Source organism: Pseudoflavonifractor sp. MCC625 (assembly GCF_018784545.1).
Lineage (GTDB): Bacteria > Bacillota > Clostridia > Oscillospirales > Oscillospiraceae > Pseudoflavonifractor_A > Pseudoflavonifractor_A gallinarum.
This window is the reverse complement of record NZ_WQOJ01000047.1, coordinates 1-24,638: the sequence shown is the minus strand read 5'-3', so window position 1 is coordinate 24,638 and position 24,638 is coordinate 1. Positions and strand designations below refer to the sequence as shown.

The following is a 24,638-nucleotide window of genomic DNA, read 5'->3' as shown; positions in this document are numbered from 1 at the left end:
AAAGAGCCAGAACTCTGTGTTTCAACACACTTGAAGCGCCCCGGTCGGTGCCGGGGCGCTCTCTTTTTGCGCATCTGGCCCAAAGGCCTGCGGGCTTCCCAGGGCGCTTTTTGTCTATTCCTGCGTTTGACTCTTCTCTATTCTCTGTGCTAATATGTTTCAAGAAATCGGTTACATGAGAAAAAAGGAGAAAGATTTATGAAGAAAGTTCTGACCCTGTTCCTGGCGGCCCTCCTGTGGGCCGGTCTGGCGGGCTGTACGGCGGGCTCTGCCGCGCCCTCCCCCACGTCCTCCCAGCGTCCCGCCTCCCCCTCTGCCGGAGTGGAGTACCCCTCCCAGACCAAGGTGGGCTTCCTGCTGCCCGGCGACCCGGCGGAGGACCGCTTCTCCGGCGTGGCCGACAAGGCCGCCCAGGAAATCAAGGCTACTTACGGATACAGCGTGAAGGTGGAGACCGCCTCCACCGACGAGGCCATTTCCGCCGCGGCCCAGGCCATGGCCGAGGAGGGCTTCGCCATCATCTACGGCCACGGCGGACAGTGCGCCGCCCCCTTTGCCGCCCTGTGTGAGCAGTACCCCGACACCTGGTTCGTGACCGTGGGCGGCGACCAGGTGAAGGACAACCTCTTCCCCATCACCATGTGCGCCGAGGAGGGGGCCTATCTGGCCGGCGTCCTGGCCGGTCTGACCACCGAGAGCGGCATTCTGGGCGTGAGCCGCAGCGCCGACTATCCCGCCATCAACAAGACCACCAACGGCTTCATCCTGGGCGCCAAGAGCGTCAACCCCCAGGTGGAAATCCTGGAGACCGTTCTGGACGGTCCCGACGGTGAGGCCGCCTATGCCGCCGTGCAGGAGCAGCTCTCCGCCGGCGCGGACGTGATCTTCAGCAACACCAACGAGGCCCAGCCCTCCGCCCTCCAGGCTGTCCAGGAGAACGGCAAAGCCCGCGCCTTCGGCATGCTGGGCAACTACACCGAGTACGCCCCGGAGCAGCTCATAGGCAACGTCCTGTGCGACTATGTGGAGGCCTACCGCCAGGCCACCGAGGCCATCATGGCCGGCACCATCACCGAGTCCGCCCCCATGTTCATGACCACCGGCAACGGCTGCGTGAACTTCTACTGGAACGACGCCGTCAAGGCCCAGCTTTCCACCGAGGCGGTCCAGGCGGTGGAGGACACCTTCCTGGCCATCAAGTCCGGCGAGATCCAGGTGCCCAACGAATTTGAGCAGGTTCAGATTTCTTTCTGAGCTTGAACCCTGCCGCAAAACAGAATCCCCCGTCCCGCCAGTCGGCGGAACGGGGGCTATGTATTGCTGTATGTTGGAGGCACAGAGCCTCGCAGAGTTCCGCTGTCCGCAGACGGCGGAACAAAGTTTAATCGTGTTTTCCGGCGGCGTGTACGTCGGAAAACACTCCTCTCAGGGCCGCAAGTGTGCGAGCATCAGCGAGTGCATGCGGCGGCCTGCATCCCCTCGAAAAAATGCTTGCATTTTTGAGAAGCGTGTCGAACTGGTTCGACACGCAAATCCCCCGTCCCGCCAGTCGGCGGAACGGGGGATTTTTTCTCACACGAGATGGGATTCTTACTTCAGGTTGGCCTTGAGGGCGTCGATCCGGTCGGTGCGCTCCCAGGTCAGGTCCAGATCGGTGCGGCCGAAGTGGCCGTAGGCGGCCAGCTTCCGGTAGATGGGCTTACGCAGCTCCAGGTCCCGGATGATGGCGGTGGGACGCAGGTCGAAGGTCTTTTCCACCGCCTCTTCCAGGGCCAGGTCGGAGACCTTGCCGGTGCCGAAGGTGTCCACCCGGATGGAGACCGGCTCAGCCACGCCGATGGCGTAGGCCAGCTGGACCTGGCAGCGGCTGGCCAGACCGGCCGCCACCACGTGCTTGGCCACCCAGCGGGCGGCGTAGGCGGCAGAGCGGTCCACCTTGGTGGGGTCCTTGCCGGAGAAGGCGCCGCCGCCGTGGGGGGCGCTTCCGCCGTAGGTGTCCACGATGATCTTGCGGCCGGTGAGGCCGGAGTCGCCCTGGGGACCGCCGATCACGAAGCGGCCGGTGGGGTTTACGTAGATCTTGGTGTTCTCGTCCAGCAGCTCAGCGGGGATGGTGGGCTTGATGACCAGCTCGATCATGTCCTTGCGGATCTGCTCCAGGCTGGCCTCGGGGCCGTGCTGGGTGGAGAGGACCACCGCGTCCACCCGGACGGGCTTGTTGTTCTCGTCATACTCCACGGTGACCTGGGTCTTGCCGTCGGGGCGCAGGTAGTCCACCAGGCCCTCCTTGCGCACCGCGGTCAGGCGCATGGCCATCTTGTGGGCCAGGGAGATGGCCAGGGGCATGAGCTCGGGGGTCTCGTCGCAGGCATAGCCGAACATCATGCCCTGGTCGCCGGCGCCGTTGGTCAGGTCCTCGCCCTGGCCGCCCTCCTTGGCCTCCAGGGACTGGTCCACGCCCAGGGCGATGTCGGCGGACTGCTCGTCGATGGAGGTGATGACGGCGCAGGTGTCGCAGTCAAAGCCGTACTTGGCCCGGTCGTAGCCGATCTCCCGGATGACCTCCCGGGCGATCTTGGGGATGTCCACATAGCAGTGGGTGGTGATCTCGCCCATCACGTTGACGAGACCGGTGGTGACGGTGGTCTCACAGGCCACGCGGCCCATGGGGTCCTGCTCCAGAATGGCGTCCAGCACCGCGTCGGAGATCTGGTCGCAGATTTTGTCGGGATGTCCCTCGGTCACGGATTCCGAAGTAAAAAGTCGCTTTGCCAATTTGATTCCTTCCTTTCCAAAATACACGCCTTGCCGAGAACGGGAACCACAAAAAAGCGCTCCGCCGGACGGCGGAGCGCATGGAGTCTTGTTGTCCATCCTCATCTTTCGATTTACACCGCCGGATTTGGCACCTTTCCTTCCCGCGTGTTACGGCGTTCAGGCAGGTTGCCGGGCTTCATAGGGCCGTTCCCTCCACCTCTCTCGATAAGGCTATTCAGTTGGTACAAGGTATTCTATCCTCTTTGCCGAAACTTGTCAAGAGTCAATTCCAACTATATTGCTGGGATTTATGCCTTCCAGCCGTTGAGATAGGCCCGCTGGTCCTCGGTCAGGGCGTCGATGTGCAGGCCCATGGCGGCCAGCTTGACCCGGCCGATCTCGTCGTCGATGGAGTCGGGCACGTTGTAGACCTTCTTCTCCAGCTCGTCCCGGTGCTTCACCAGCCACTCCAGGGCCAGGGCCTGGACCGAGAAGGACATGTCCATGATCTCGGCCGGGTGGCCGTTGCCCGCCGCCAGGTTGACCAGGCGGCCCTCTCCGATGACGTTGAGCACCCGTCCGTCGGGCAGGGTGTAGCCCTCGATGGAGTCCCGGCGGATCTCCCGCTTGACGGCCATGGCGGCCAGGGAGGCCACGTCCACCTCGCAGTCGAAGTGGCCGGCGTTGGTGAGGATGGCGTTGTGCTTCATCTTCTCAAAGTGGCGGGGGGTGATGACGTCCTTACAGCCGGTGACCGTGACGAACACGTCGCCCAGGGCGGCGGCCTCGTCCATGGTCATGACCCTAAAGCCGTTCATGGTGGCGTCCAGGGCCTTGAAGGGGTCCACCTCGGTGACGATGACGTTGGCCCCCATGCCGCTGGCCCGCATGGCCACGCCCTTGCCGCACCAGCCGTATCCGGCCACCACCACGGTCTTGCCCGCCACCACCAGGTTGGTGGTGTGCATGATGGCGTCCCACACCGACTGGCCCGTGCCGTACTTGTTGTCGTAGTAGTGCTTGGCCTTGGCGTCGTTGACCGCCATCATGGCGCAGGGCAGGATGCCCTCCCGCTCCCGGGCCCGCAGGCGGAGGATGCCGGTGGTGGTCTCCTCACAGCCGCCGATCAGGTTCTCCCCCAGGTCGGCGCACTTCCCGCCCAGCAGGTGGATGAGGTCGCCCCCGTCGTCCACCACCAGGTGGGGCTTGAAGCGCAGGGTCTCGATGAGATGGGCCTCATACTCCTCCGCCGTGGCGCCGTGGATGCCGAAGGTCTCCACCCCCATGCTGTCCAGCCCCGCGGCCACGTCGTCCTGGGTGGAGAGGGGGTTGGAGCCGGTCAGGCGCACCTCCGCCCCGCCCTTCTGGAGCACATAGCCCAGATTGGCGGTCTTGGCCTCCAGATGGACGGATACGGCCACCCGCAATCCCGCAAAGGGGCGCTCCCGCTCAAAGCGGGCCTCGATCCCGCCCAGGGCGGGCATGAAATCCCGCACCCACTGGATCTTCCGGCGGCCGGACTCGGCCAGGGACCTGTCTTTTACGATGCTCATGGGGACATGACCTCCTGTTTGTGATGGTATGTTTTCCTTTGGAATGATTATAGCAGACTGCCCGTCAAAAGAAAACCCCGCGGACCGGAGGGTCCGCGGGGCAGAGTGTGTCCGATTAGCCCAGGAAGAACTGGCTGACGCTGATGACCAGACCGCAGAACACGATGGACACGGTGGAGACCAGCTTGATGAGGATGTTCAGAGAGGGGCCGGAGGTATCCTTGAAGGGATCGCCCACGGTGTCGCCGATGACGGCGGCCTTGTGGCAGTCGGAACCCTTACCGCCGTGCTTACCGGACTCGATGTACTTCTTGGCGTTGTCCCAGGCGCCGCCGGCGTTGGACATGAACACGGCCATGGCGAAGCCGGTGACGGTCACGCCGCCCAGCAGCCCCACAACGGCCTCCACGCCCAGGATGCAGCCGGTGACGATGGGCACCACGATGGCCAGCAGAGAGGGAACCACCATCTCATGCAGGGCGCCGCGGGTGCACAGGTCCACGCAGGAGGCGTAGTCGGGATCGGTCTTGCCCTCCATGATGCCGGCGATCTCCTTGAACTGACGGCGGACCTCCACCACGATGGACTGGGCCGCACGCTGCACGCCGCTCATGGTGAGGGCAGCGAAGATGAAGGTGAGCATGGCGCCCACGAAGATGCCCACCAGCACGGCGGGGTTGGTGAGGGCCAGGTCGATCTCTCCGCCGATCTTGCCCTTGACCACGTCCACATAGGAGACCAGCAGGGCCAGAGCGGTGAGGGCGGCGGAGCCGATGGCGAAGCCCTTACCGGTGGCGGCGGTGGTGTTGCCCAGGGAGTCCAGGGCGTCGGTGCGGTTGCGGACCTCCTCGCCCAGGCCGCTCATCTCAGCGATGCCGCCGGCGTTGTCGGCCACGGGGCCGTAGGCGTCGGTAGCCAGAGTGATGCCCAGGGTGGAGAGCATGCCCACCGCGGCGATGCCGATGCCGTACAGGCCCTTATTGAAGAGCTCGGCATAGTCGGCGGAAGAGGTGGACAGGGAGCCGCCGGCGGCCAGGAAGGAGACAATGATGGCGATGCCCACGATGACCACAGGAGCGGCGGTGGACATCATGCCCAGGGAGATACCGCCGATGATGGTGGTGGCGGCGCCGGTCTCGGTGGAGTCGGCCAGCTTCTGGGTGGGCTTGTAAGTATCAGAGGTGTAGTACTCGGTGAAGTAGCCGATGGCGCAGCCGGCCACCAGACCGGCCAGGATGGCCACATAGACGCCCATGCTGCCCAGGATGAAGTAGGTCAGAGGAGCGGCCAGGATGGCAGCCAGGATGGCGGCGGTGTAAGTGCCCTTGCGCAGGGTGCCCAGCAGGTCGCGCTGGCTGGCGCCCTCTTTGGTGCGGATGAGGAAGGTGCCCAGGACGGAGCAGATCACGCCCACCACGGCGATGGCCACGGGCAGGAGCATGGCGTTCCAGGCCTTGTCGGCGCCGGCATAGGCGGAGGCGCCCAGGGCGAAGGTGGCCAGGATGGAGCCAACGTAGGACTCATAGAGGTCGGCGCCCATGCCGGCCACGTCGCCCACGTTGTCGCCCACGTTGTCGGCGATGGTGGCGGGGTTGCGGGGGTCATCCTCGGGGATGCCGGCCTCTACCTTGCCCACCAGGTCGGCGCCCACGTCGGCGGCCTTGGTGAAGATGCCGCCGCCCACACGGGCGAACAGAGCCATGAAGGAGGCGCCCATGCCGAACATAACCATGGTCTGGGCGATCTTGGTGGCGTCATAGCCGGCCACATACTTCAGGATGTGGAACCAGACGGACACGTCCAGCAGGCCCAGGCCCACCACGGTGAAGCCCATGACCGCGCCGGAGGAGAAGGCCACGTTCAGGCCGCGGTTGAGGCTCTCGTGCGCGGCGTGGGCGGTGCGGGCATTGGAAGAGGTGGCGATCTTCATGCCGATGAAGCCGGCCAGGGCGGAGTAGATGCCGCCGGTCAGGAAAGCAAAGGGAATAAACCAGTTGTCCAGCTGATTGGTGGCCACCAGGATCAGCAGGATCACGAAGACCACGGCAAAGATCTTTGCCACGGTGGAATACTGGCGCTTCAGATACGCGTTGGCACCCTGACGGATGGAAGAGGCGATCTTCTGCATCAGTTCGGTGCCCTCGGAGAACTTGAGCACCTTGCGGCTCTGGACCACGGCGAAGAGCAGCGCGATCACCGCGCCCACCAGCCCGATCCAGAAGAGGTTCTGTGCGTTCATTTTCCCAACTCCTTTAATCATGTGGAAACCACGCTAAGGGGCGGCTTCCTTCTCTCTTTGATGCCTTAATCTTAGCGCAAATCCACTGCATTTTGCAAGCTCTTCCTGTTCCATAATTGTACTGACAATATCATTTTTACTCTTTACACAATTTATATGATTTTATCCTTTTCTTTTCATCCATTATTACCAAATCAAACCCATCAAAAAGCGCCCTCCGTCCGCAGACAGAGAGCGCTTTTACCGCCGGCTTAAATGACCCACTCGCTGTGGATCAGCCCCACCAGATACCACTGCTCCTCATAGGCGGAAAACACCAGCTTGAGGGAGCACCAGTCGAACTGCTCCTTCTCCGGCTGCAGGCCGGGAAAGTAGCACTCCACAAAGCGGTCCTCCGGGAAGATCTCCCGGACATTCTCCAGGGCGTTGCCACTGGCCAGCACCTGGTCCACCGCCTGCTCGGGGGCATAGAGATAGTCGGCATTGTACACATAGGTACGGATATACTCCGGTATGGTCAGACTGATCTGGTCGCCCACACCGTCCCGGAATCCCCAGAGATACCGGGTCTTGTCCTCCGCGGCATCGGCGATCTGGTCGGGCAGGAAGCACAGATCGCTCTCCGGGTCCACGGTGGAGTAGGGGGTGAAGGTCACACCCTTGACCGGATGGACCATTTGACTCAATGCGGCATAGTCTTCCTCTGACAGGCTCGTCAGCACTTCCTTGGCCCGCTCCAGCAGGAGGGCGTCGTCCCCTGTGTCCAGGGGAGGGCGCGCCGTCTCGCGGGACGGGGCGGTACCGCGGCTGGGCAGGGCGGCGGAGGAGGCGGTGCGCATCGTATTGCGCACGGGCAGTTCTCTCCCAAAGAAAAAACTGCTGGTGCACAGACTTCCGATCGCAACGCAGCAGCACAGGACGAGCACGCACAGGGAAACGGCCTTTTTCATAGGACACCTCGCTTCCATGGGATACGGCTTCCCTATTGTACTGTAATATGATCAAAAAAACAACAACAAATGGTTACAAAACCGGCGCAGATGTCAAATGTTCTTGCGACTTTGTTCGATCTGTTCTATAATAAAGCTGTTCCAAACCGCACATAGAGCGCGATTTCGCCCCGCTGCGCGCCGCGCTCTCCTTCTGAACGGATTCTGATTTGGAAACATGAGGTGATTTTGTATGCATGAGCATGAACTGCAATTCCATATCCAGTGTGGGCAGGGCGACGTGGGCCGCTACTGCATCCTGCCCGGCGATCCCGGCCGCTGCGAGAAGATCGCCGCCTACTTCGACAACCCGGTCAAGGTCCAGTCCAACCGGGAGTACACCACCTACACCGGCACCCTGCTGGGGGAAAAGGTGAGCGTGTGCTCCACCGGCATCGGCGGCCCCTCCGCCGTCATCGCCATGGAGGAGCTGCACAAGATCGGCGCCGACACCTTTATCCGGGTGGGCACCTGCGGCGGCATCAACCTGAAGGTCAAGAGCGACGACGTGGTCATCGCCACCGGCGCCATCCGCCACGAGGGAGCCAGCCGGGAGTACGCCCCCATCGAGTTCCCCGCCGTGTCCGACTACGAGGTCCAGGAGGCCCTGGTGGCCGCCGCCAAGGACCTGGGCAAGCCCTGGCACGCCGGCGTGGTCCAGTGCAAGGACTCCTTCTACGGGCAGCACGACCCCAGCCGCATGCCCGTGTCCTACGAGCTGCTCCACAAGTGGGAGGCCTGGAAGCGCCTGGGCGTGCTGGCCTCCGAGATGGAATCGGCCGCCCTTTTCTGCTGCGCCGCCGCCCTGGGCGTGCGCTGCGGCTCCTGCTTCCACGTGATCTGGAACCAGGAGCGGGAGCTGGCCGGCCTCGATCAGGCCGAGAGCCACGATCTCTCCGCCGCCATCGAGGTGGGCATCGAGGCCCTGAAAAAACTCATCCTGGCCGACCGGGCCAGACAGGCGTGATCCCACGCCCCCTTGGAACGCTGCCGCGCCGGACCGAACTGCCGGCGCGGCAGCCGATTTTGATTCTCAAATGTAAGGAGGTCCTTTCCAATGGAAGAAGCCACCGTGGTGCGGCTGGAGGCCTGGCACCTGCTGGATGAGGAGCGGGGGGCGCCCTATCTCTGCCGCGCCCTGTCCCTGCCCGAGGGGGACGATGTCCTCTCCTGCCTGTCGGACACCCTCAGCGACGGGGAAACCTCCCTGGGTCTGGTGCTCATCGGGGCCGACCTGATGCGGGAGAGCAGCTGGGGAAAGCAGCTGCTGGGCGTCCTGACCCAGGCCGCCAACACCAACCGGAAGCTGCACCTGGTTTTCCGCGACTAAAAAACATGCAGGCATTTTTAAGAGGGGGAGAGCGCCCTATGGCGCTCTCCCCCTCTTTTCTTATGCTCACACAAGGCCCAACAGGCGGGCCAGGGCGGCCGTCAGGATGCACAGCCCCATCCCCACCGCCGTGGGCAGAAGCCAGGCCAGCGCCGTCCACTTCCAGCTGCCGCTCTCCTTCCGCACCGTGAGACAGGTGGTGGAGCAGGGCCAGTGGAAGAGGGAGAAGAGGATCATGCACACCGCGGTCAGTCCGGTCCAGCCCTGCTCCACCAACAAAGCCCGCATCTCCTCCAGCTCCCCCAGCTCCAGCAGGCTCCCGGAGGAGAGATAGGTCATCAGGATCAGGGGCAGGACGATCTCGTTGGCCGGAAAGCCCAGGAGAAAGGCCATCAGGATCACTCCGTCCAGCCCCATCAGCCGCCCCAGGGGGTCCAGAAAGGCGGTGCAGTGCTGGAGGATGCTCATCCCCTGCACCTCCACATTGGCGCACAGCCAGATCACCAGCCCCGCCGGAGCGGCCACCGCCGCCGCCCGGGCCAGCACGAAGAGGGTGCGGTCCAGCACCGAGCGCACGATCACCTGCCCCACCCGGGGCCGGCGGTAGGGGGGCAATTCCAGCGTAAAGGAGGAGGGGGTCCCCTTCAGCACGGTGGCCGAGAGGAGCCGGGAGGCCCAGAAGGTCAGAACCACCCCCAGCACGATGAGCCCCGTCAGGAGGACCGCCGCCCCCAGGCTCTCCCCCCATCCCCCGGCGGTCCCCACGAAGAACATGGAGATCAGGGCGATCAGGGTGGGAAAGCGGCCGTTGCAGGGCACAAAGCTGTTGGTCAGCATGGCGATGAGCCGCTCCCGGGGGGAGTCGATGATGCGGCACCCGGTCACCCCCGCCGCGTTGCACCCGAAGCCCATGGCCATGGTGAGGGCCTGCTTGCCGCAGGCGTGGGCCTTCTGGAAGGCGTGGTCCAGCACAAAGGCCACCCGGGGCAGGTACCCGAAGTCCTCCAGCAGGGTAAAGAGGGGGAAGAAGATGGCCATGGGGGGCAGCATGACTCCCACCACCCAGGCCAGGGTCCGGTACACCCCCAGCACCAGCATGTCGTGGAGCCACTGGGGCGCGCCCAGGTAAGTAAAGAGCCCGCTCAGCCGGTCCTGGAGCCAGAACAGCCCCTGGGAGAGGAGCTGAGAGGGGTAGTTGGCCCCCGCCAGGGTCAGCCAGAACACCCCGGCCAGCAGCAGGAGCATCACCGGGATCCCGGTCAGACGGCTGGTGAAGATCCGGTCCAGCCGCCGGTCCCGGCGATGGCTGTCCGCCTGAACCGAGGAGACCACCGCGTGGGCCATGTCCTCGGCCCGCCAGATGAGGCAGGAGACCAGCCGCTCCCGGAGCAGCTCCCCCTCCAGGCCCACCCTGGCCAGCTCGGCGCGCACCTCGGTGAGACAGCGGGCGATGCCCGGCTCCTCCCGCAGGTCCCGGCCCAGGGCCTGTGTGATGGACGCCAGCGCGGAGCTCTCCCCGTCCAGCAGGCGCAGGGCCGTCCACCGGGGCGGAAGGGCCCCGCACCGCCCGGACACCTGGGTGGTCAGCACCTCCAGCGCCCGCTCGATGGGCGGGAGATACCGGGGGAGTTTTGCCTGGGGCGGATGGGCGATCACGTCCTCCACCGCCGCCAGGAGCTCCTCCAGCCCCTCCCCCCGGCCGGCCGCCGTCCCCACCACCGGGACCCCCAGCCGCCGGGAGAGCTCCGCCAGGTCCACCGAGATCCCCTTCCGCTCCGCCTCGTCCAGGAGATTGACGCACACCACCGTGCGGCTGTGGAGCTCCAGGGTCTGGAGGACCAGGTTCAGGTTGCGCTCCAGCCCGGTGGCGTCGCACACCACCACCGCCGCGTCCGCCCCGCCGAAGCAGAGAAAATCCCGGGCCGCCTCCTCCTCCGCCGAGCGGGCTAGGAGGGAGTAGGTCCCCGGAAGATCCACCAGCAGATAGCCCCGCCCTTTGTGTTCACACCGCCCCTGGGCGGCCGCCACCGTCTTTCCCGGCCAGTTGCCGGTGTGCTGCCGCAGATGGGTCAGGGCGTTGAAGAGGGTGGATTTCCCCACGTTGGGGTTCCCCGCCAGGGCGATGACCCGGTCCTCCGGGTGTTCCCGGCGCAGGACCCACTTCCCCTCCACCGCGCCCGTACCGGTGGAGGCCGCGGTCAGTCCCATGCGCCCACCGCCTCCTCTTCCAGGGGGAGCTCCGCCCCCGCAAAGAGACAGACCTCCTCCGCGTCCGCCCGGCGCAGGGCGATGACCGCTCCCCGGAAGGCATAGGCCGCCGGGTCCCCCGCCGGACTCTTGCCCACACAGGTCACCCGGGTGCCGGGGACCAACCCCAGATCCATCAGCCGCCGCCTCAGGGCCGAGGCGGCCTCCACCCGGCACACCCGTGCCTCCTCGCCCACACGCAGGGCGCTCAGTCGTGGTTGTTCTCTCATATATGAAACCCTCCGGACATATGGATGATGTTGGCAGTCTCTGCCAGGAGGAAAGGGAGTTTCCTCCTCCTATCCTATGGTGTTCGCGCCCCCGGCGTGCCCCCGAAAGGAGTCTGAGAGGATGCCCCGTCCGGCTGTCCGTCCCGCCCGGCCCACCGGAGCCGCCGCCATCCCCCTGTGCTGGGGGGCGGTCCTCCTGTGCCTGTGCCTGGCCCTGCTCTTCCCCCTCCGCTCCCCCGGGCGGGAGACCCCTTCCGCCCCCGCCATGGTCCCCGCGGCCCGCGCCGCCCTGGAGGCCCTGCCCGCCTCCCTCTCCCCCCAGCGCAGGGCCCTCCTGGAGCACGCCTGCACCCTGGTGGGCCACGTGCCCTACTTCTGGGGCGGAAAGTCCGCCGCCCCCGGCTGGGACCCGGCCTGGGGAGAGCTCCGGCAGGTCACCGCCCCCGGCTGCGCCGACTCGGGCAAGCGCCTCCCCTACGGTCTGGACTGCTCCGGCCTGGTCTCCTGGGCCGCGGCCAACACCCTGGAGGACTCCGACACCCTTGCCCTGGTGGGGGACGGGGTGCGGGCGCAGTACGCCGCCAGCACCCCCATCGACTGGTCCGACCTCCTGCCCGGGGACCTTCTCTGCTTCCCCGACCTCTCCCACATCGGGCTGGCCCTGACGCCCGCCCCCGACGGCACGGTGCCGGTGCTCCACTGCTCCCGCAGTCTGGGGGGCGTGGTCATCACCGCCGACGCCGCGGGGGCCGGGTTTGCCCTGGCCGCCCGTCCCGGCTGGCTCCCCGCCTCCTAGCCGCTCCTTTTTTGGCATGCTGAGGTTCCCTTTTGTGCAAAGGGAGCCCCCCTCTCCCTGGGTTCTGCTGCTTTTTCGTTTTTTCTAACAAAATTCGCGCTTCATAGTTGACGTTTCCTCCAAATCTCGGTAGAATAGGGTTTGTAAATCCGTTCTACTCTGGCCGCAGCCTTGTGCTGCGGCTCCAATTTTGCTGGAGGTGCGTCTATGACCGAAAATAAAATGGGCGTTATGCCGGTGGGCAAGCTCATTTTTACCATGTCCCTGCCCATGATCCTGTCCATGCTGATCCAGGCCCTCTACAATGTGGTGGACAGCGTGTTCGTCTCCTGGATCAATGAGGAGTCCCTCACCGCCGTCTCCATGGCCTTCCCCATTCAGAACCTGATGATCGCCGTGGCGGTGGGCACCGGCGTGGGCGTCAACGCCCTGCTCTCCCGCAGCCTGGGCGAGAAAAACTACGACATCGCCAACCGGGCCGCCGAGAACGCGGTCTTTCTGGCCGTCATCAGCTGCCTGGTCTTCACCGTCCTGGGCACCCTGACCGCCCGGGTCTTCTTCGCCGTGCAGAGCACCGATCCCCAGATCGTGGAGTACGGCACCCTCTACCTGCGCATCTGCTCCCTGGGCTGTGTGGGCATCTTCATTGAGATCACCATGGAGCGGCTCCTGCAGGCCACCGGGCGCACCTTCTATACCATGATCACCCAGGGCGTGGGCGCGGTCATCAACATCGTGCTCGACCCCATCCTGATCTTCGGCCTTGGGCCCTTCCCCCAGATGGGCATTGCCGGCGCGGCCGTCGCCACCGTGACCGGACAGATCGTGGCGGGCATCCTGGCGGTCTTCTTCAATGCCGCCTGCAACCATGATATTCACCTCTCCCTGCGGGGCTTCCGCCCGGACGGCCACATCATCCTGCGGATCTACTCGGTGGGCATCCCCTCCATCGTGATGAACTCCATCGGCTCGGTGATGACCTTCGGCCTCAACCAGATCGTGGGCGCCTTTACGGCCACGGCCACGGCGGTGCTGGGCATCTACTTCAAGTTCCAGAGCTTCGTGTTCATGCCCATCTTCGGCCTGAACAACGGCATGGTCCCCATCGTGGCCTACAACTACGGCGCCCGGAAGAAGGAGCGCATGGTGCAGGCCATCCGGCTGTGCATCATCGCGGCCGTGCTCATCATGCTGGCCGGACTCCTGGTGATCCAGTTCTTCAGCGCTCAGATCCTGATGCTCTTCAAGGCCTCCGAGAACATGCTGGCCATCGGCGTGCCCGCCCTGAAGATCATCTGCATCAGCTTCCTGTTCGCCGGGTTCAACGTGATCGTGTCCTCCACCCTTCAGGCCCTGGGACACGGCTTCCTCAGCATGGTCATCTCCATCATCCGTCAGCTGGTGGTCCTCCTGCCGGCGGCCTACCTCCTCTCCCTGAGCGGGAACCTGACCCTGATCTGGTGGTCCTTCCCCATTGCGGAGCTGGTGGCCTTCCTGCTGTGTATCTTCTATCTGCGGCATCTCTACCAGCGGGTCATCCAGCCCCTGGAGGCCGAGAATTGATGTACTCCGTCCCTCCCCTGCCTCCGGGCGCGGGAGGGACCTTTTGTTTCCCATCCCGCTTTTTTCAAAATTTTCAAAAAAAGTAGTTGACATTTGGACAGACCCATGCTATTATAACTGAGCTGACATCGCTAAGGCGTCCGCAAGCCCATGCGGGTGTAGTTCAATGGTAGAATCCCAGCCTTCCAAGCTGGTCGCGTGGGTTCGATTCCCATCACCCGCTCCATATGCGCCTGTAGCTCAGGTGGATAGAGCAACTGCCTTCTAAGCAGTGGGTCAGGGGTTCGAGTCCCTTCAGGCGTGCCATTACCACACGGCGTGGTGGTGTCCAGCGGTTTTACATATGGTGGGTGTAGCTCAGTTGGTTAGAGCATCGGATTGTGGTTCCGAGGGTCGTGGGTTCGAGTCCCATTACCCACCCCATAACAACTCAAGGCGGAAGGGCCGGAGCGTCCGCTCCGGCCCTTCCCTTTTGGGCTTGCGTAATGTAGGGGTGTAGCCAAGTGGTAAGGCACGGGACTTTGACTCCCGCATTCGCTGGTTCGAACCCAGCCATCCCTGCCATTTTATCTGAATATGACTCGTTAGCTCAGTCGGCAGAGCAACTGCCTTTTAAGCAGTGGGTCCGGGGTTCGAATCCCCGACGGGTCACCAAATCCCGGAGTCTTGTATCACAAGGCTTCCGGGATTTTTTCTTACTCTCCCAATAGATTCGCGTATTATATATGATATATTATATTCCATATATAGGACGCAATAAACCACATATAGAAAACAAAATTGCACACATTTTTGCACACAAAAAGAGGGCCACATATAAGTGGCCCTCTTTCATCACATTCCGCGCACCACAGAGTGATAATATCTAGCCGTTTTCCCCGGCATGGCGTCCTTATCATCCAACCATGCCTTGGCCAGCTCCACATAAGCGTCCAGCTCCTTTGGGCCATGCTTCGCCAGCAGAGGGCCGTAGTCGGAATAGAGCATATTCATCACGGCGTACCACTCAGGCTCCGGATAGTTCAGCCCCTTGTCCTTCATCACGGCGGTGGTCTGCGCCATGGTCCACCGCCCGCCGGTGGGGTGGGTTGGATCCTCATTTTTCATGTGGCCGACCCACGCCTCCGCCGTCTGCTTATCCAGATGGGTAGATGGTGAGGAGCTGGAAGGAGTGGTCATGTGGTCTCGGACAATGTATAGCCACGCCAGCCGCTCGCAGTTGTCGTAGCAAGTATCGCTCTTTTCGCGCTTTTCAATTTCTCTCTGGATCATTTGCAGGTCCATGGTATTCCTCCATCTGCTGCTTGGACTCCTCCAGCAGCGTCAATATTTGCTCCTGCCTCTTATCATATCCGGCCTGCTTGGCCTCCTGGCGGAGGTTGGAATACACGTTCCACAAGCCGAAACAGAAGTTAGCTAGGAGGACGATCACTCCCAGAGGCTCCGGAAGGTTGTTCTGTGGGTTCGTCCGGCGTGGCACGGTCCATCACCTTCTTTGCCTGGGCCGCAATCAGTGCGGCGGCCCGGTTGCCCAGCTCCCGCCCCTGCGGCGTAAAGGCCATTGCACCCAGGCCAAGGCCCAGCAGCAGCTCCATCATAGCAGTGGCCTCCTATCGGATCTTCTCGACACTAACCACAAGGTTCTCAACCGTTCCGGCGGTAAGTGTGGCGAGATTCATACGGGCATAAGCGCCAAAGACCGCCGGAGAGATCCGGATATCTTTTCCCATGCTATAGGTGGCTGTCTGTGTCGCCACGGTGCTCTCGAAAGAGGAAGTGAATCCGGGAACGTCAGCCGATGTGGTAGAGGAAAATCCATAAATCGTGTTGGATCCAGCCGCCGTTGCAGTAAAGACCACATAGGCGGTGACTTTGTAGATGCCTGGCTGTTTGAAGATGATCTCGTTTTTGGCAGTATCAAAGTCGATGACCGAGCTGTTGGTGTTAAAATCAATCTGGGCTGTCAGAGTAGCACCGGCCGCAACGGGATAGTCGGTGGTAGCGATCAACTGCATCATAAAAAATGCTCCTTTTCAAAATAAATATGGGGAGGACAGCGCAAGCCATCCTCCCCAGTTCGGATGCCTTACCGCACCGCTTTTTGACTTATGCGAACATAGTCCCGTAGGATGCTCCGGAGGGGATCACCTGCCCGGAGCAGGTAGCCGCCACGCCATACAGGTTCGGGCGCTTGAGCATCGAGCACTCAATGCCGTCCAGGCGCCGGTTGAGTTCGCAGCAGCACGCGGCGTACTGCTTGGCCAGGGCGTCGGTCTGGTCCTTCACGAAGATGTTGGACTTGAGCGAGTTGTTCTCGATCTTCAGATCGAAGATGGTCTCCTGGAGGCCCTGCTCATAGATCCGGCTGTTCTGAGCCATGACGGCCTCAAAACCGGCCTGAGTGGCCGCCCGGGTGGTGGACGCCTGCTGCTCAATGAGATACTGGGTACGCGCGGAGTCGATGATCTCCTGCTTCTCGATCTAGCAGTTGGAGACCCGGCCGCAGCCGGTGTTGCACTCACCGCCATTGCCGCCCCATCCGCCGTGGCCAAAGCCACCGCCAAAGACGGCCCAGATCACCAGGATGATAAAGAGTACGCCGATCCAGCCCATTCCGCTTTTGTTTTCGTCCATGTGTCACACTCCCTTTAAAGGTATTTTATTCCAACGGCTATTTTAGCCGGGGGAAACGCTTTGATTTGCCCGGCAGACCAGGGGAAGAGATTCCGCGTGCCGGAGCCCGCTGGGATGATGCACTGCCCAGGATCTGGTCCGCATCCGCTTTGAGAGCCTCCGGAGTGGTGCCCATCATGCGGCAGATGGCTTTCGCCTGCATGGTATTACCGTACTTACGATAGATCTCATTGACGGCCTGAGGGTCAAGTCCCAGCTTTTTCGCCGCCGCTGCCGCTCCCTCCAGAGAGTTCGGCGTCCCGCTCAGCGCCTGCTGTGCTTTTTCCACTGCTCCCGGTAGGTTTACGCTTGGAAACATCTTGCTCACTGCATTTACAATGGTGTTCAGATCCATTCTCTTTCAGCTCCTTTAGCTCGTCGGACAGCCCCTTGATGATCTGCGACATCTGGAGCATAGACTGCTGCATCTGTGCCATCATCTGCTCCGGCTCCACCGGCGGGACGATGACGCCAAGCTCCACCAGCTTGTCATAGTACTCGGCGGTGGTCTGCTCCAGCTCGGCGTATGCCGCCGATGTCTTGCCGAGCAGGCGCTTATTCCCCATATAATCCGTCTGGTAGATGTCCGAGCCCTCGATCATGCACAGCATTTGATTGCTGGCAGAGAAGCCCTGAATGGCAAAAGACTCATTCATGGATATCCCCTCCTGTCATATCCATTGTAACGAAAAAACGCCCCCGGCCTGTCCAGTTTAAAGACAAGTCGAGGGCGTTTTATATTCAAATTATGTACAGGCCTTTTCTCGGATGGACCGCAGGATATTGTTCACCGTGCCCCGACTCACGTCCAGCTCAGCGGCCACATCCTCGATCTGCCATCCCTGACGGTAAAAGAGCTCAAAGACCTGCTTTTCACGGTCTGTGAGCCACGGGTTGGAGGCCATCTCCTCCAACCTCTGGAGCGTGAATCGGTATTTCATTTTATCCTTTCCCGCGCTTAGCGGTTATTCGTCGGGCCGGTCTGTGCGGAGACGGTAGACTTTTTCGAGGCGGGCGTCCATGTCGCCGTTCCAGCCGTGAGCTTTATAATTGGCGAACATTTCATCTAAAACCCTGCGCTCTGCCGGTGTGGCATACCCCTGGTCTAGTAGGCGCTCGATCTCCTGGGACATCCGGGCGTAGGAAAGGAGGCGGATGGTTTCGAGCGCGTTCTCGATCTTTCCACGGAGGTCCGCACCGGCCTTTGCATCATCGGCCCTTGCCTTGTCTCTGCGGTCAAAATACCGCTTGACGAGGAAGAGCATGATGCCGTTGAGACCAAGGGCGGACATAAGTGCGATTGCAGTTTCCAACCGTCTATACCTCCGTTATTCCTCTTTACCACCAACCATGCGCTTTACTCCGCTGATGGTTCCGCTGGTGGCGGATGCCACCGCAATGCCGTTGAGCAAACTCAACACGCCAGTGCTGACGGTCAGGGTGCCGGTAAAGAGCTGCGCAAGCACCAGGATCACCACGGCCACCATACAGGCCAGGAGCTGCGTGGGGATGCTTACCACCTTGTCCAGCGCACCCTTAAGCATCTGTGTCACCAATCCGGTTGCGACCATGCACCCGGCAAAGGTGGCCAGGTATTCCCATGTGAAGAATTCATTCAGTTCCACACTTACTCCTCCTCGTAAAAAATGGTCAGCCCATATGCTACCGCTGCATCGTGCTCAATTCTGCAACCACGGGCCTTTTCCCAGCCCTTGCAAAAGTAGGCCGCGTGGCAAAGGCTCATGTTTTCCAGAGACTTTGCGAGAAAGCAAAGCGGGATCTGAACAACGCCGCGCTCCTCCATCTTCTCCCGGCTGTACCATTCATCAGTGAACAGTGTGTTCACAATTTCATATCCTTTTTCTTTCAGAACGGCGATTGCCTTTTCTCTGGTTTCGATGATTTCTTTATCGGTTTTCCCTGCCATAGGCTGAGACAGCATAGCTTTCATAAATCATTGTCCTTCCTTTCTGATGTACTCCGCCATGGCGTGGATTAAACACACTACGTTGGCGTCCGCGTAGCCGCTGCCGGTCTTCCAGTAGTCCGGGCTGGTCACGATCCCGGCTTGGGCCAGCGTCTCCACGTCGGTGTCCAAGTTGGACACATTGGGCTCCTCCCCTTTGCACAGCTTCAGGAACTCCTCCCAGCCACCGGGCGTGTTCCGGATCGTCCGGGGGCAGTCCTTGCCGTTCCAATGGTGGTGCTGCACTACCCGCTCCAGGGGGATACTGTGCTCTGTCATCAGGAGGCGCACCAAGGCGGCGGCGTTCTGCTTTGCCTTCTCAAAGTCACCGCCCTGATTCACGCAGATCTCCACGCCGATGCTCTTGGTGTTACCGGGACCCTTGGCTCCGTCCCCGGCGTGATAGGCCGCTTCGGTATCCGGCAGGTGCTGGACGATGGCGTGGTCATCAACCGTGTAGTGCCAGCTCACCAGGGCGTTGGCGGCAGCGTCCCCCTTCAGATAGGAAGCGTGAGCCGCGGCGTCCGCCCCTCGGGCTGCATTCCCGGTCTCGTGGATGGTGAGATAGCTGCACAGATTGATGCCGCCAGGGCGGTTCTTCCGGCCCTGGGGGATGTAGTCGATCTGGATGGCAATGCCGTTGTCAGTGGTCCGCTGAGGGGCCTTTACCGGCTCCAGGTAGTCCAGGGAGACCCAGCCCTTGTCTGTTCTCCCCCAGCCGTCCCGCTCCTCCAGAATGGTGACCACCGTGCCGCAGGGATAGGCCCCCGTCTTTCCGTAGCCCGTACCCGGGCCGCTGCGGATGTTCACGCCGATGGCCGGCGTGACCGTGTACTGTTTGCTCATGGTATCCTCTCCTTCCGGCGGCTCCGTGCCTCCCTTTGCCGTGTAGACGCAAATCCAGTTATGGACTTTGCGTCCGTCTCCCCGCATAATCGCTCCGTCAAAGTCGCACATGGAAGATCCGCCACCGTCCAGCATCACGGCGCTCTCCCAGCCAAGGGCGGCCAGATCATCCCGCAGACCCTCGGGCGTCCGGGCGTCGCTGGATCTGTCCGAGGAGCAATAGAGGCAGAGCGCCCCATCTTTGAGACCAATGGCAGAGCGCCCCCGGGTGCCTCCCTGACCTTTTTGCTGATAGCTGGGCTTGTCCACAGGGCCCCACGGACCGATCAGGCAGGTTACGGATATGAAGTTCTCAAAGAGTGCCGGGCTGCTCTCCAGCTTGATATCGGGGCCGCCGTTCCATCCGTAGCCGTAAGCGCCCCATGTCTTGGTGAGCAGCGCGCCGCCTACTTTCAGCATGGGGCACGGAGACCCGTCGGCGTTCCACATGCCGCCGTTCAGGATATAGGCGGCCCCTGTTTCCTTCTTGACCTGGGAGAGCGTTTTTTTACAGTTTGTGACTCGGATCTCCAGCTTATCTTCGTGGTGCTGCCGGAGGAGGACAACACCAAGTATTTCATGGTGTCCCTCATCATCCAAAACCTCTATCGTGAGATCCTGACCGTGGCTGATGAGAATGGCGGCAGACTGAAAAACCGCGTGGTGTTCTTCGCTGACGAGCTGGGCTCCTGTCCGCCCATTCAGTCACTGGAGCTGATGTTCAGCGCATCCCGCTCCAGAGGTCTGATGCTGGTACCCATCGTGCAGAGCATCACGGGCCAGCTCCAAAAGAACTACGGAAAAGAGGGCTCGGAAATTATTGTTGACAATTGCCGTGCGACTCGTTCCTAACTGAAAAGGTTAGGCACAAGACTGAAAGAGAGGTGAAAAGTAGTCTTGTAGAACTGATAATTCGATAGGTGGAATGAAGGGGTAACGCCCGGAAACGCCTACCCTGATACTCCGACTGGCGGTGAAAGCAGAAATGCTGACTGTCAGAAGCTCGGTGAAGTCGGCTGAGAGCAACCGTAATTGTGATGCATACCACACACGAAAGCTGTCCAGAGGTGGATGGTGTTGCCTATAGGCCGGGGGTCTATAAAATGTCTATGGCGAGAATGTTCCCAAAGAACTGACGAACCTGCGAATGTAAGGGTCTAAATGTCGGCCTTGCTGAAAAGTAAGGATGCGAGAAATCGCAGTTAGTGTGGTTGAGTAAAAATGACAGTTATGAAAAACCATGATGTGTTACAGGCACATCCCAGCTAACAGGCTTATAGTAGGCGCCTACGGACATATGCACAGATAGGATTATCGGAACGAGGAAAGGTATCGAGCTTTCCATAAAGGAAAGTAACCTGACGAAGAACAATAAGCAGGTGTATCGGTGCTGAAAAGTAGAGGTCGAACCAATGAAGTTTCTGTAATGGAAATGGAGGAATGGCCTCAAGTCAATTACAATTCATTTAACATTATTCAGTTGAACACAAGGATTTCGAGTATGAGCAAAAGGGTCACTACCCGAAGAAAGGGGTGATGCCTTGTGCCGAGAACAAAGCAGGAATCAAGCATTGATAGTCTGCGGCACGCTGAATACTATGGAATGCAGCAGACTTATGATGACCTGTATGCGAAAAGCAAAAATGGTGAACTATTTCCGAAGCTGATGGATATTGTCCTCTCAAGAGAAAACATCCTGCTGGCATATCGAAACATCAAAGCCAACACCGGCAGCAATACTCCGGGAACAGACCGATTAACAATCAAAAATATTGGTTGTTTGTCCACAGAAGAAGTTGTGGATAAAGTCAGGAGAATTGTGAATGGGAAAAGAGGATACTGTCCAAAGCCAGTCCGACGCAAAGATATACCAAAACCCAATGGCTCGACCCGACCGCTGGGCATACCGTGCATTTGGGACAGGCTGATACAGCAACCTCGACCAAAAGCAAATGGTTAGCCTCAATAAGTTAAGATGTCTGGCTGGACTGCCTGAAATCAACTAACATACCTGCTCACAAAGGAAACTGAATAAATGCGAAAAAGAATTGTAATTGATGGAACGCCGGATGAGGCGAAAGTCTCATGTCCGGTGTGGCGTGGGGGAAAATCCGGAGACAATTTCAAAGGATTACCTATCACGATAGGTGAATATCTTCGGCGGATTCGCACCCGGCAGCCAGACAGCGGAAACGCTCTCTGAGGCGTTGGGAAAGCGCACGGTGCTCTCAGGAACAGTCACGCAGAGCAAAGACAAACCATCTCAGACCATGCAGATGGTAGCTCGACCGCTCATAACACCGGACGAACTGAAGGTCATGCCCAAGGGCAGCTTCATCGTTGCCAAGACCGGCATACATCCCATGCAGGTGCAGTTGCGGCTCTTTCTGGATTGGGGTATTCGTTTCGAGAAGCCATACGAGGTGCCGGAAAAGGTGCAGCGTCCCGTAGCCTACGCTACGAAGGATGCACTGGAACTTGCCATACAGAGCCGACAGATAAAACCAACAAAGCAGGACGAACCTGATGAGCAGGAAGAAGCGCAGACAGAGGAATCGGAAGCTGTTGTGAAAGCTGAGATCGACCAGGATTCCGAGGAACCCGGCGAAGTTCGCCCCTGACAGGAGGTGCCTGCCATGCCTTACTTTACGCACATCTATCAGTCGGACTTAAATCACCGGGCAAAGACTGTGTACATCTATCTCAAAGACCGTGCAGATGCGGAAGGCAGATGCTGGCCAGCCATCAATACCATTGCCGCCGACCTGAAGCTCTCACGCTCCACGGTAAAGCGGGCATTGGATGAGCTCTGCCGTGCCGGACTGCTTGCCAAAGACAGGCGCTGGCGTGAAAACGGAAGCTACACATCCAATCTCTATACGCTTCTGTAATGGCCGTAAATGCAAAAAGCAGACTCTCCCGCCAAGGGGAGAGTCTGCTCATTTACTGAACCGAGGATAGGTTCATGATGAACCATCCAGAAGTACCCACTCTAAGAATAGCTTAATACAGAGAGAAGAACAATTACTCCTCAGTCACTTTCAAACGACGAAGGGACGATTTTAAGGCCGTGACGGTATCCACGATCAACTTGGTCTCTGTGGGATCACAGTCGGCGACGATCTCGCTCAACCAATTGTTCAGGAACGGCTTTGCGTTCTTCACTTCGATGCAGAGCAGCTCGTCAGCGGAGCAATCCAGTACGTTGATGATCTGAATGATGGTCTCAAGACTTGCCTTACCGCTGCCGGTCTCAATGTGGCTGATGTGGGAAGTGCCAACACCGACAGCTTCCGCAAGCTGCTCCTGCGTGATTTTCTTTTCCATGCGTACCGCTCGGATGCGTGCGCCAATATGCTTGTAGTCGATCATAGTACAGCCCTTCCTGATAGTGATACTTGTATTGTAAGTACAATTAGACTGTGCTATAATAACCTAAAAATACAGATGTACTTTTAGTGATAGTTTGGCGCAAAAAAACATTGTGGGGAGATCTTGACATGGGAGCGTCCTGTTTCTTTATAGGCCACCGGGAAGCAGGAGCAACGGTGTTCCCGGTGCTGGCCGAAGCGGTAGAACAGCATATCGCAAAATATGGTGTGACTGATTTCTATGTCGGTCACTACGGCGGCTTTGACGGACTCGCGGCACAGGCCGTGAAGGAAGCCAGAGAGCGGCACCCGGAGATCCGGCTCACACTGGTGCTGCCGTATCACCCGGCCATCCGACCGATCAAAACGCCGAAAGGCTTTGATGGTACGTTCTATCCTTGGGAGGATGAGAGCATACCCAAGCGGCTGGCTATTATCAAGACCAATCAGCGCATGGTAGACACCTGCGACTATCTGATAACCTATGCATATCACTTTCTGGGTGGGACAGGTCAGATCGTAGAGTACGCTCGGAAGCGTGAAAGCAAGGGCCTCGTCAGAATTACTAACCTATCCCATAACCCATGTGCATTATAGGGAGTACAGGTATGGATGTAATATATCGAATTAAGTTCCACGCAAGAATGAAGATCCAAAGTATTAAAAACTGGTGGGAAGAAGCCGTACTTCACAAAACGGACGAAGAAATCTTTGCTGAGTTCAATGCTTTGGCCGATAGCATTCCGCAAGAAGAAAAGGATGAGATAGAGCGAACCGTAAAAGAGCATTACGAAGAAACGGATGCCAATCGTCCTGTGCTGAATCCCCGGCGAACTATGCTGATTCATTCAAGGCCAGAGGAGCATGGATGCAACTCTTTAACTGCAGCCTCATACCGCCAAAAGATTTTGAATGCTATTGAATGGGCGCAAGAACGCGGTGTCACAACCTTCATGGCGGATTACTACACGCCCCTTGGTTTGTTGGCACTTGAAACTCTTGTCGAGCTCCGTGAAGAAGGAGCTGACTTTCGTGTCTATGCGGTGAGAAGCTGTTATTTTGGTCAACGCCGAACATACCGAATGGTACCTGAAACAGGCGTGGAGATGGCATTCCTCCCCGCTCGTGCTGATTATAGCTATCACGATTCGCTTGAAGAAATGTTTCGAGAAGTCCTACCAAATGCATGGATGCATTGTTCAGAACGTGGCATCTGGATGGCAAAAGATAAAATCCCTGCCTACTTGCTGGAGGCGTGGGAAATCTGATTATATATTATTCGGATGCTGAAACCAGCATCACCGGTGTGCTATTTGATTCTGAAACGCAAACGATAATAAAATAGCACACTGCGTCGGATTAACTCTTAGCAGGTATTGACTTTTTCTGATACTTGCCTTATACTGCTAACTGTTAAATGTAGTGCCGATATCTATGTATTGGCATTTGAACAACTGAACAAAATAGTAGACAGCTCTTCGGTATTAACCGAAAGCGGAACGGGGTGAGATTCCCCACGAGTGGGTCACTGTGATGCCTCTTTAAGAGGTTAAGTCAGATACGCTGAGCTGTTGGTGAACATTTGCCGTCACTGGATGTATTGCAATGGTTGATTGCGTCCACACGGCTAATGTGTGGACGCTTTTTATTTATCCAAAGTGTCATAGTGGGCCGCGGCCCACTATGCTGTTCTTGAACAGCATAACCGAATACTGAACATAAATACAATTTAACAACATAGAAAGTAGCTCATCGATGAGAATCGGAAGCGGAATGGGGTGAGAATCCCCGCGAGTCGGTCACTGTGATACCTTCATTGAGAGGTTAAGTCAGATACGCTAAGCTGTTGGTGAACATCTGCCGTCACTGGGTGTTAAAAATATCCTTGGGATATTGCATGCTCACACGGTGCCGTGTGAGCATTTTTATTTGGCAAAAAACAAAACAGCCCATACAGCAAAAGTAAGTGCTTAATAATCACCCGTCCCTAAAACAACGGCGGGCCCGGGTTTAGGCCGGGCGTAAAATTTTGTGTAAGC

At 59.5% G+C, this 24,638-nt stretch carries 26 protein-coding genes, 5 tRNA genes, 3 pseudogenes and 1 riboswitch; of the genes and pseudogenes, 16 read left to right on the top strand and 18 right to left on the bottom strand.

All coding sequences use genetic code 11. The features are described 5' to 3' along the window. The first annotated feature begins 198 nt into the window (after positions 1-198). Positions 199-1,254, top strand: coding sequence for a BMP family ABC transporter substrate-binding protein (locus GPK94_RS14100; RefSeq protein ID WP_215656119.1), 1,056 nt, complete (start codon positions 199-201; stop codon positions 1,252-1,254). A gap of 336 nt (positions 1,255-1,590) precedes the next feature. Here GPK94_RS14100 and metK read toward each other — a convergent pair whose 3' ends face one another. From metK to GPK94_RS14080, 4 genes are all read right to left on the bottom strand, one after another. Beyond that, positions 1,591-2,775 (bottom strand): methionine adenosyltransferase, encoded by a 1,185-nt coding sequence (gene metK, locus GPK94_RS14095; RefSeq protein WP_101693627.1) that lies wholly within the window; start codon positions 2,773-2,775, stop codon positions 1,591-1,593. Positions 2,776-2,873: 98 nt separating this feature from the next. After that, a riboswitch (SAM riboswitch) is annotated at positions 2,874-2,989 on the bottom strand. Positions 2,990-3,065: 76 nt separating this feature from the next. Continuing rightward, complete coding sequence (locus tag GPK94_RS14090; protein ID WP_101693628.1) at positions 3,066-4,310, bottom strand: adenosylhomocysteinase; 1,245 nt, start codon at positions 4,308-4,310, stop codon at positions 3,066-3,068. Between the two features lie 115 nt (positions 4,311-4,425). Then, entirely contained in the window at positions 4,426-6,549 is a 2,124-nt protein-coding gene (locus GPK94_RS14085) for a sodium-translocating pyrophosphatase (RefSeq protein ID WP_252192661.1), read from the bottom strand. 251 nt (positions 6,550-6,800) lie between these two features. Next, the gene (locus GPK94_RS14080) at positions 6,801-7,499 is read right to left on the bottom strand and encodes a hypothetical protein (protein WP_195278410.1); all 699 of its coding nucleotides are present in this window, start codon (positions 7,497-7,499) and stop codon (positions 6,801-6,803) included. Positions 7,500-7,731: 232 nt separating this feature from the next. Here GPK94_RS14080 and udp point away from each other — a divergent pair, with 232 nt between their 5' ends. Together udp and GPK94_RS14070 are read left to right on the top strand one after the other, a co-directional pair. Next, the gene (udp, locus tag GPK94_RS14075; RefSeq protein WP_193536343.1) at positions 7,732-8,505 is read left to right on the top strand and encodes a uridine phosphorylase; all 774 of its coding nucleotides are present in this window, start codon (positions 7,732-7,734) and stop codon (positions 8,503-8,505) included. Positions 8,506-8,595: 90 nt separating this feature from the next. Next, a complete protein-coding gene (locus tag GPK94_RS14070; RefSeq protein ID WP_215656117.1) occupies positions 8,596-8,868 on the top strand; it encodes a hypothetical protein in 273 nt (90 codons plus the stop codon). A gap of 66 nt (positions 8,869-8,934) precedes the next feature. On the opposite strand, the gene feoB is transcribed toward GPK94_RS14070, so the two are convergent. Next, positions 8,935-11,076, bottom strand: coding sequence for a ferrous iron transport protein B (feoB, locus tag GPK94_RS14065; protein ID WP_215656116.1), 2,142 nt, complete (start codon positions 11,074-11,076; stop codon positions 8,935-8,937). Beyond that, on the bottom strand, positions 11,067-11,345 hold the full coding sequence (locus GPK94_RS14060) for a FeoA family protein (protein WP_215656115.1): 279 nt from the start codon (positions 11,343-11,345) through the stop codon (positions 11,067-11,069). The genes feoB and GPK94_RS14060 overlap by 10 nt, the downstream gene beginning before the upstream one ends. Positions 11,346-11,466: 121 nt before the next feature. On the opposite strand from GPK94_RS14060, the gene GPK94_RS14055 reads away from it, so the two are divergent. From GPK94_RS14055 to GPK94_RS14025, 7 genes are all read left to right on the top strand, one after another. After that, positions 11,467-12,141: an NlpC/P60 family protein gene (locus tag GPK94_RS14055; RefSeq protein ID WP_215656114.1), complete on the top strand. Its 675-nt coding sequence runs from the start codon at positions 11,467-11,469 to the stop codon at positions 12,139-12,141. A gap of 207 nt (positions 12,142-12,348) precedes the next feature. Continuing rightward, a complete protein-coding gene (locus GPK94_RS14050) occupies positions 12,349-13,704 on the top strand; it encodes an MATE family efflux transporter (protein WP_215656113.1) in 1,356 nt (451 codons plus the stop codon). Between the two features lie 152 nt (positions 13,705-13,856). Next, positions 13,857-13,930, top strand: a tRNA-Gly gene (locus GPK94_RS14045). Between the two features lie 3 nt (positions 13,931-13,933). Beyond that, a tRNA-Arg gene (locus tag GPK94_RS14040) sits at positions 13,934-14,010 on the top strand. A gap of 40 nt (positions 14,011-14,050) precedes the next feature. Beyond that, a tRNA-His gene (locus GPK94_RS14035) sits at positions 14,051-14,127 on the top strand. 66 nt (positions 14,128-14,193) lie between these two features. Further along, positions 14,194-14,268: transfer RNA gene (locus tag GPK94_RS14030), tRNA-Gln, on the top strand. A 14-nt stretch (positions 14,269-14,282) separates the two neighbouring features. Then, positions 14,283-14,358 (top strand) — tRNA-Lys (locus GPK94_RS14025). 180 nt (positions 14,359-14,538) lie between these two features. Here the strand turns inward: GPK94_RS14025 and GPK94_RS14020 are convergent. From GPK94_RS14020 to GPK94_RS13970, 11 genes are all read right to left on the bottom strand, one after another. Continuing rightward, positions 14,539-14,988, bottom strand: coding sequence for a hypothetical protein (locus GPK94_RS14020; RefSeq protein WP_215656112.1), 450 nt, complete (start codon positions 14,986-14,988; stop codon positions 14,539-14,541). A gap of 128 nt (positions 14,989-15,116) precedes the next feature. Further along, the gene (locus tag GPK94_RS14015; RefSeq protein WP_215656111.1) at positions 15,117-15,302 is read right to left on the bottom strand and encodes a hypothetical protein; all 186 of its coding nucleotides are present in this window, start codon (positions 15,300-15,302) and stop codon (positions 15,117-15,119) included. A 12-nt stretch (positions 15,303-15,314) separates the two neighbouring features. Further along, entirely contained in the window at positions 15,315-15,722 is a 408-nt protein-coding gene (locus GPK94_RS14010; RefSeq protein WP_215656110.1) for a hypothetical protein, read from the bottom strand. An 88-nt stretch (positions 15,723-15,810) separates the two neighbouring features. Continuing rightward, a complete protein-coding gene (locus GPK94_RS14005; RefSeq protein ID WP_215656109.1) occupies positions 15,811-16,083 on the bottom strand; it encodes a hypothetical protein in 273 nt (90 codons plus the stop codon). A gap of 102 nt (positions 16,084-16,185) precedes the next feature. Further along, positions 16,186-16,338, bottom strand: coding sequence for a hypothetical protein (locus GPK94_RS14000; RefSeq protein ID WP_215656108.1), 153 nt, complete (start codon positions 16,336-16,338; stop codon positions 16,186-16,188). A gap of 245 nt (positions 16,339-16,583) precedes the next feature. After that, a complete protein-coding gene (locus GPK94_RS13995) occupies positions 16,584-17,033 on the bottom strand; it encodes a hypothetical protein (protein WP_215656107.1) in 450 nt (149 codons plus the stop codon). A gap of 90 nt (positions 17,034-17,123) precedes the next feature. Further along, positions 17,124-17,318 (bottom strand): sigma factor-like helix-turn-helix DNA-binding protein, encoded by a 195-nt coding sequence (locus GPK94_RS13990; RefSeq protein ID WP_215656106.1) that lies wholly within the window; start codon positions 17,316-17,318, stop codon positions 17,124-17,126. Positions 17,319-17,342: 24 nt separating this feature from the next. Further along, on the bottom strand, positions 17,343-17,690 hold the full coding sequence (locus GPK94_RS13985) for a hypothetical protein (protein WP_215656105.1): 348 nt from the start codon (positions 17,688-17,690) through the stop codon (positions 17,343-17,345). 15 nt (positions 17,691-17,705) lie between these two features. Next, a complete protein-coding gene (locus GPK94_RS13980) occupies positions 17,706-18,002 on the bottom strand; it encodes a hypothetical protein (protein ID WP_215656104.1) in 297 nt (98 codons plus the stop codon). 2 nt (positions 18,003-18,004) lie between these two features. Then, positions 18,005-18,328, bottom strand: a complete 324-nt coding sequence (locus tag GPK94_RS13975) for a DUF4406 domain-containing protein (RefSeq protein ID WP_215656103.1) — start codon at positions 18,326-18,328, stop codon at positions 18,005-18,007. 3 nt (positions 18,329-18,331) lie between these two features. Beyond that, positions 18,332-19,828 (bottom strand): N-acetylmuramoyl-L-alanine amidase, encoded by a 1,497-nt coding sequence (locus GPK94_RS13970; RefSeq protein ID WP_252192660.1) that lies wholly within the window; start codon positions 19,826-19,828, stop codon positions 18,332-18,334. Between GPK94_RS13970 and GPK94_RS13965 the strand changes: the two are divergent. The 4 genes and pseudogenes from GPK94_RS13965 to GPK94_RS13950 all read left to right on the top strand — a co-directional run. Next, positions 19,766-20,065 (top strand): annotated as a pseudogene (locus GPK94_RS13965) (type IV secretory system conjugative DNA transfer family protein); the annotation flags it as partial. The gene GPK94_RS13970 and the pseudogene GPK94_RS13965 sit on opposite strands and share 63 nt — an antisense overlap. A 706-nt stretch (positions 20,066-20,771) precedes the next feature. Next, positions 20,772-21,164, top strand: a pseudogene (locus GPK94_RS13960) (group II intron reverse transcriptase/maturase); the annotation flags it as partial. Positions 21,165-21,381: 217 nt separating this feature from the next. Continuing rightward, a pseudogene (locus GPK94_RS13955) lies at positions 21,382-21,714 on the top strand (type IV secretory system conjugative DNA transfer family protein); the annotation flags it as partial. A 150-nt stretch (positions 21,715-21,864) separates the two neighbouring features. Continuing rightward, positions 21,865-22,119 (top strand): helix-turn-helix domain-containing protein, encoded by a 255-nt coding sequence (locus tag GPK94_RS13950; protein WP_215656100.1) that lies wholly within the window; start codon positions 21,865-21,867, stop codon positions 22,117-22,119. 133 nt (positions 22,120-22,252) lie between these two features. Here the strand turns inward: GPK94_RS13950 and GPK94_RS13945 are convergent, their stop codons facing one another. Next, the gene (locus tag GPK94_RS13945) at positions 22,253-22,600 is read right to left on the bottom strand and encodes a helix-turn-helix transcriptional regulator (RefSeq protein WP_215656099.1); all 348 of its coding nucleotides are present in this window, start codon (positions 22,598-22,600) and stop codon (positions 22,253-22,255) included. A 128-nt stretch (positions 22,601-22,728) separates the two neighbouring features. Here GPK94_RS13945 and GPK94_RS13940 point away from each other — a divergent pair, with 128 nt between their 5' ends. Further along, the gene (locus tag GPK94_RS13940; protein WP_215656098.1) at positions 22,729-23,196 is read left to right on the top strand and encodes a hypothetical protein; all 468 of its coding nucleotides are present in this window, start codon (positions 22,729-22,731) and stop codon (positions 23,194-23,196) included. An 11-nt stretch (positions 23,197-23,207) separates the two neighbouring features. Then, entirely contained in the window at positions 23,208-23,867 is a 660-nt protein-coding gene (locus GPK94_RS13935) for a hypothetical protein (protein WP_215656097.1), read from the top strand. The last annotated feature ends 771 nt before the right edge of the window (positions 23,868-24,638 follow it).

What these genes read in the sequence shown, in the direction of transcription:
- GPK94_RS14100 (WP_215656119.1), top strand. Translation starts at nt 199, where the DNA reads ATGAAGAAAGTTCTGACCCTGTTCCTGGCGGCCCTCCTGTGGGCCGGT.
- GPK94_RS14090 (WP_101693628.1), bottom strand. Translation starts at nt 4,310, where the DNA reads ATGAGCATCGTAAAAGACAGGTCCCTGGCCGAGTCCGGCCGCCGGAAG.
- GPK94_RS14085 (WP_252192661.1), bottom strand. Translation starts at nt 6,549, where the DNA reads ATGAACGCACAGAACCTCTTCTGGATCGGGCTGGTGGGCGCGGTGATC.
- GPK94_RS14080 (WP_195278410.1), bottom strand. Translation starts at nt 7,499, where the DNA reads ATGAAAAAGGCCGTTTCCCTGTGCGTGCTCGTCCTGTGCTGCTGCGTT.
- udp (WP_193536343.1), top strand. Translation starts at nt 7,732, where the DNA reads ATGCATGAGCATGAACTGCAATTCCATATCCAGTGTGGGCAGGGCGAC.
- GPK94_RS14070 (WP_215656117.1), top strand. Translation starts at nt 8,596, where the DNA reads ATGGAAGAAGCCACCGTGGTGCGGCTGGAGGCCTGGCACCTGCTGGAT.
- feoB (WP_215656116.1), bottom strand. Translation starts at nt 11,076, where the DNA reads ATGGGACTGACCGCGGCCTCCACCGGTACGGGCGCGGTGGAGGGGAAG.
- GPK94_RS14060 (WP_215656115.1), bottom strand. Translation starts at nt 11,345, where the DNA reads ATGAGAGAACAACCACGACTGAGCGCCCTGCGTGTGGGCGAGGAGGCA.
- GPK94_RS14055 (WP_215656114.1), top strand. Translation starts at nt 11,467, where the DNA reads ATGCCCCGTCCGGCTGTCCGTCCCGCCCGGCCCACCGGAGCCGCCGCC.
- GPK94_RS14050 (WP_215656113.1), top strand. Translation starts at nt 12,349, where the DNA reads ATGACCGAAAATAAAATGGGCGTTATGCCGGTGGGCAAGCTCATTTTT.
- GPK94_RS14020 (WP_215656112.1), bottom strand. Translation starts at nt 14,988, where the DNA reads ATGGACCTGCAAATGATCCAGAGAGAAATTGAAAAGCGCGAAAAGAGC.
- GPK94_RS14015 (WP_215656111.1), bottom strand. Translation starts at nt 15,302, where the DNA reads ATGATGGAGCTGCTGCTGGGCCTTGGCCTGGGTGCAATGGCCTTTACG.
- GPK94_RS14010 (WP_215656110.1), bottom strand. Translation starts at nt 15,722, where the DNA reads ATGATGCAGTTGATCGCTACCACCGACTATCCCGTTGCGGCCGGTGCT.
- GPK94_RS14005 (WP_215656109.1), bottom strand. Translation starts at nt 16,083, where the DNA reads ATGGCTCAGAACAGCCGGATCTATGAGCAGGGCCTCCAGGAGACCATC.
- GPK94_RS14000 (WP_215656108.1), bottom strand. Translation starts at nt 16,338, where the DNA reads ATGGACGAAAACAAAAGCGGAATGGGCTGGATCGGCGTACTCTTTATC.
- GPK94_RS13995 (WP_215656107.1), bottom strand. Translation starts at nt 17,033, where the DNA reads ATGAATGAGTCTTTTGCCATTCAGGGCTTCTCTGCCAGCAATCAAATG.
- GPK94_RS13990 (WP_215656106.1), bottom strand. Translation starts at nt 17,318, where the DNA reads ATGAAATACCGATTCACGCTCCAGAGGTTGGAGGAGATGGCCTCCAAC.
- GPK94_RS13975 (WP_215656103.1), bottom strand. Translation starts at nt 18,328, where the DNA reads ATGAAAGCTATGCTGTCTCAGCCTATGGCAGGGAAAACCGATAAAGAA.
- GPK94_RS13950 (WP_215656100.1), top strand. Translation starts at nt 21,865, where the DNA reads ATGCCTTACTTTACGCACATCTATCAGTCGGACTTAAATCACCGGGCA.
- GPK94_RS13945 (WP_215656099.1), bottom strand. Translation starts at nt 22,600, where the DNA reads ATGATCGACTACAAGCATATTGGCGCACGCATCCGAGCGGTACGCATG.
- GPK94_RS13940 (WP_215656098.1), top strand. Translation starts at nt 22,729, where the DNA reads ATGGGAGCGTCCTGTTTCTTTATAGGCCACCGGGAAGCAGGAGCAACG.
- GPK94_RS13935 (WP_215656097.1), top strand. Translation starts at nt 23,208, where the DNA reads ATGGATGTAATATATCGAATTAAGTTCCACGCAAGAATGAAGATCCAA.